The organism is Synechococcus sp. H60.1 (assembly GCF_047462335.1).
GTDB lineage: Bacteria > Cyanobacteriota > Cyanobacteriia > Thermostichales > Thermostichaceae > Thermostichus.
Genome location: NZ_JANSJA010000266.1, coordinates 1 through 3,923 on the forward strand (window position 1 = coordinate 1; position 3,923 = coordinate 3,923).

4 protein-coding genes are annotated in these 3,923 nt (G+C 62.8%); 2 read left to right on the forward strand and 2 right to left on the reverse strand.

Annotated elements, in window-relative coordinates:
• Nucleotides 1-41: 41 nt before the first annotated feature.
• Entirely contained in the window at nt 42-359 is a 318-nt protein-coding gene (locus NW852_RS12350) for a hypothetical protein (RefSeq protein WP_414336537.1), read from the forward strand.
• A 177-nt stretch (nt 360-536) separates the two neighbouring features.
• Complete coding sequence (gene gatA / locus NW852_RS12355; protein WP_414366732.1) at nt 537-2,069, forward strand: Asp-tRNA(Asn)/Glu-tRNA(Gln) amidotransferase subunit GatA; 1,533 nt, start codon at nt 537-539, stop codon at nt 2,067-2,069.
• A gap of 5 nt (nt 2,070-2,074) precedes the next feature.
• On the opposite strand, the gene psb28 is transcribed toward gatA, so the two are convergent.
• Nucleotides 2,075-2,389 (reverse strand): photosystem II reaction center protein Psb28, encoded by a 315-nt coding sequence (psb28, locus tag NW852_RS12360; RefSeq protein WP_414366731.1) that lies wholly within the window; start codon nt 2,387-2,389, stop codon nt 2,075-2,077.
• Between the two features lie 212 nt (nt 2,390-2,601).
• Nucleotides 2,602-3,795, reverse strand: coding sequence for a glycerate kinase (locus tag NW852_RS12365; RefSeq protein WP_414426791.1), 1,194 nt, complete (start codon nt 3,793-3,795; stop codon nt 2,602-2,604).
• Nucleotides 3,796-3,923: the final 128 nt, after the last annotated feature.

A 3,923-nucleotide genomic window follows, 5' to 3' on the forward strand; every position in this document is an offset into this window, starting at 1 on the left:
GTTGGTGGTAGGATCTTGGCATCCTCTCGCTCTAGTTGATAATGACTCCGGAACAAGAAGAGTGGCTGATCCGCGCTGTTCAAGAGCTGCAAGCGGCCCAGCAGGAGCTACGTCTTGTCCAACAAAATCAGCAGCTTCTGATTCAAGAACTGCGAGAAGGGCAGGCAATGCTGGCTCAGTTTTTCCGCGAGTCCATGGATCGCTTTGATGCGCGCACCCGCGCTATCGAGCGCCGCACGGATGCCCTGGAGCGCCGAACTGAAGCTCTGGAACGGCGCACTGACGAGATGGCCCAAGAGATGAGGGAGATGCGGCAGGAGATTCGAGATCTGCGCCGCGATTTTTTGGAACGGCGGTAGGCCCAAGCGCTCCGCGCTGGCCCTCACCCCCGGCCCCTCTCTTTGGGGGAGCAGCCCCTCACCCCCGGCCCCTCTCCCTGAGGGAGAGGGGAGTTAGTAGGGATCCGTGCTGGATTACTCTAGAGAGAACTTTGACGTTGCTCGATCGGCCTTTCCCTTCCTTAGCGAGTTTGCCATATGTCTGTTATCCGTGCCCTGCACCGCCAGTTGGTGAGCAAAGAGCGCTCGGCCGAGGAGATCGCGCGCGAATACCTGGAGCGCCTGCACCAACTGGAGCCGCAGCTCAAGAGCTTTATTACTGTTACGGAGGAGCTGGCGCTGCAACAGGCTAGGGCGGTGGATGCCCGCATTCGCGCCGGGGAGGCGATTGGTCCGCTGGCCGGGATCCCGTTGGCTGTGAAAGATAACCTCTGCACCCAAGGGATCCGCACCACCTGCGCTTCTCGGATTCTGGAGGGGTTTATTCCGCCCTACGAGTCAACGGTGACGGCGCGGCTGGCGGCAGCCGGCATGGTGACGGTGGGCAAGACCAACCTGGACGAGTTTGCCATGGGCAGCTCCACGGAAAACTCGGCCTTTCAGCGCACTGCCAACCCCTGGGATCTGACGCGGGTGCCAGGGGGATCCTCAGGCGGGTCGGCGGCGGCGGTGGCGGCAGACCAGGCGGTGGTGGCCTTGGGATCGGATACGGGGGGATCGATCCGCCAGCCGGCGGCCTTCTGTGGCGTGGTTGGCCTCAAGCCCACCTATGGGCTGGTCTCCCGCTATGGGCTGGTGGCCTTTGCCTCTTCTCTGGATCAGGTGGGGCCGTTTGGGCGCACGGTGGAGGATGTGGCCCTGCTGCTGCAGGGGATTGCCGGCCACGACCCCATGGACTCCACCAGCCTTAGGGTGGAGATCCCGGACTATAGCCAGGCTTTGATCGCCGATATCAAAGGCTTCAAGATTGGCGTCATCCGCGACCTGCTGGGGGAAGGGTGTGGGGAAGAGACCCGCGCGGCTGTGCAAGCGGCCATCCAACACCTGCAGGAGCTGGGGGCAGAGATCCTGGAGATCGACTGCCCCAGCTTTCGCTACGGTCTAGCTACCTACTACATCATTGCTCCTTCGGAAGCTTCTTCCAACCTGGCCCGCTACGACGGCGTCAAGTACGGCCTGCGGGAACCTGCCGACTCGCTCTTGGCTATGTATGGCAAGACCCGCGCCCGCGGCTTTGGGCCGGAGGTGAAGCGGCGCATCATGATCGGCACTTATGCCCTCTCTGCCGGCTACTACGATGCCTACTACCTCAAGGCCCAGAAGGTGCGCACCTTGATCAAGCAAGATTTTCTGCGGGCCTTCGAGAAGGTGGATGTGTTGGTCAGCCCCACCACCCCCACGCCGGCTTTCAAAAGCGGCGAGCGGGAGGATCCCTTGAGCATGTACCTGTGCGACCTGATGACGATCCCGGTCAACCTGGCGGGCTTGCCGGGGCTGAGCCTGCCCTGTGGCTTTGCCAACGGTCTGCCCATCGGCCTGCAGATCATAGGCAACGTCTTGCAGGAGAGTAAGGTGCTGCGGGTGGCCTATGCTTACGAGCAGAGCACTGACTGGCACAAGCAGCGACCTCTCCTGGGACAGCCCCCCGTTGAGCAGGCCCAGGGAACCGCTCCCAAACAGCCCAAAGCCAAGAGCAAGTCCGCCAAGGGGAGCAAAAAATCCAAAAGCTGAGCCCCCTAGGCCATGCCCATCTGGTTGGCTGCCGAGAAGCGCTCCATAAAGCGCAGGAAGCGCTCCCATTCTGCTTCTGTTTCCATGTCGTAGATCACTTCCAGGGCCTTGAATTCCCCGTTCAAGAACTTGGCTTTGATGTTGCGGGTGGTCAGCTCCCCTTCCTCGTCGATCATCCGCATGCCGAGGATGCTTTGCGTGTCGGACTTCAGCTCCTCAAAGCGAAAAATGGCGGATCCCCGCTTGCCATTTTTGGATTTCAGCAGCCGCACCTGCGTTGGCACTTCTGGAATGCCGGGAGAAAACTCAATAGTGGCCATGATTTTTAAAAAAATAACCCATTCAGGCCATTATAGTTGTTCCAAACACGATTGAGATACTTTGTCGCTAGCGGCCCAAGCGCTCCGCACCGCTCACGCGACCACACCACTCCCTGTCCCAGAGGGAGCTCCCCTCACCCCCGGCCCCTCTCCCTCAGGGAGAGGGGAGCTGGAGAGCAACGGACAGGCTGCTCCATAACCCTTTGCAATGACTATATAACGGCTGGATCCCCGGCTAGAAACTTTTTCAACTCGCAAGCGGCCATCTGCTCCAAATGGTGGCTGGCCTGGCGCTGCGCTTCGGTCACATCCGGGATCCGGTCACAGAGGGCGCCAACCCTGATGAGAAGGGATCGGGCAGTCAAGTTAGCCCGAGCTGCCGGGGTGGCCTGGCCGCAGAGGATGAGCAAGGGCTTCTGCGCCGCGCTCGCCTGCTCCAGCACTGCCCCCACCACCTTTCCCATGGTGCTCTGTTCATCGAGGCGGCCCTCGCCGGTCACCACCAGGTCGCAGCGACGCATGCGCTCCGGCAGGGCCAAGTGCTGGGCCAAGAGCTGGATCCCGGACTCCAGGGTGGCTCCCAAAAAGGCCACCAGCCCTGCCCCCAGCCCACCGGCAGCGCCGGCCCCTGGGATCCCGTCCACCGTCCGGCCCAGGTCGCGCTCCACTACTCTGGCCCAGTGCTGCAGGGCCTGCTCCAACTGCCTTACTTGCTGGGGAGTGGCGCCCTTCTGGGGCGCAAAAACGGCAGCCGCCCCCAACGGGCCGGTGAGGGGGTTCTGCACATCGCAGAGGCCGCGGATGCACTTGCCCAGCCAGACAGGCTGCTTGGGCGGCTCGATGCGCGCCAGCCGGGCCAGCTCCCCTCCCCCCCAGCCAATGGGATCCCCGGCCTCATCCAGGAGGCGATAGCCCAGGGCCTGCGCCATTCCCGCTCCCGCATCCACGGTGGCGGATCCGCCCAGCCCTATCCAAATCTCAGCAATGGGATCCCGGCAGACGGCCCGCAAGAGCTCCCCTAGGCCATAGGTGGTGGTGCGGGTGGGATCCCGCCGCTGCGGGGGCACCAAGGTCAGGCCGGCCACCTGGGCTACTTCCAGCAGCGCCCGCTCGCCTACCACGCCATACTCGGCCCAGACGGGATCCCCCAGCGGGCCGCTGACCCACAACCGCCGTTTTTCTCCCCCCAGTGCCGACAACAAGGTCTCCAGCGTGCCCTCACCCCCATCGGCTAGAGGGAGCAGCTCTATCTCCGCCTGGGGCAACCCCTGTTGGATCCCGCGGGCGATGCTCTCTGCCGCCTCCTTGGCCGTCAGGGATCCTTTGAAGCTATCCGGGCAGATCAAAACCCGCCGAGGCGGGCGGCTGAACTCGGATCCCTCGTCTGGTGAACCCCTACCCAGCATCAGCCCTAAAACGTCCTCGGCGGCAACAGAGAGAATGGAATGAACTACCCCACCGCGTAGGCGGGTGGGGTTTCCTCACCCGCTTGACAGCAGAGCTTTTGTCTCTTCTTCTGCCCCAGTTGCTTCAT

What these genes read in the sequence shown, in the direction of transcription:
- psb28 (WP_414366731.1), bottom strand. Translation starts at nt 2,389, where the DNA reads ATGGCCACTATTGAGTTTTCTCCCGGCATTCCAGAAGTGCCAACGCAG.
- NW852_RS12365 (WP_414426791.1), bottom strand. Translation starts at nt 3,795, where the DNA reads ATGCTGGGTAGGGGTTCACCAGACGAGGGATCCGAGTTCAGCCGCCCG.
- gatA (WP_414366732.1), top strand. Translation starts at nt 537, where the DNA reads ATGTCTGTTATCCGTGCCCTGCACCGCCAGTTGGTGAGCAAAGAGCGC.
- NW852_RS12350 (WP_414336537.1), top strand. Translation starts at nt 42, where the DNA reads ATGACTCCGGAACAAGAAGAGTGGCTGATCCGCGCTGTTCAAGAGCTG.